At 44.0% G+C, this 359-nt stretch carries 1 pseudogene; it reads left to right on the top strand.

From position 1 onward, the window contains the following. Positions 1-359, top strand: a pseudogene (locus ACMX9J_RS27715) (hypothetical protein); the annotation flags it as partial.

Genomic DNA, 359 nt, shown 5'->3' with positions numbered 1-359 from the left:
AAAGCTATTATGGATCAGCTTCGCGACGGTACCCTGACTAAGGAACAAGCTGAAGCCAAATTAAAAGAACTTGGCGTAGACTTTCCTGAACATAAAGGCGGTCCTTTTAGCAATCTAGATGCAGCCACTAAGAAAAAAGCCAAAGCTATTATGGATCAGCTTCGCGACGGCACCCTGACTAAGGAACAAGCTGAAGCCAAATTAAAAGAACTTGGCGTAGACTTCCCTGAACATAAAGGTGGCCCTTTTAGCAATCTAGATGCAGCCACTAAGAAAAAAGCCAAAGCTATTATGGATCAGCTTCGCGACGGTACCCTGACTAAGGAACAAGCTGAAGCCAAATTAAAAGAACTTGGCGT

The organism is Priestia sp. RMT2NF4, assembly GCF_047872835.1.
GTDB lineage: Bacteria > Bacillota > Bacilli > Bacillales > Bacillaceae_H > Priestia > Priestia zanthoxyli.
This window is presented reverse-complemented; position numbering and strand designations above follow the sequence as displayed.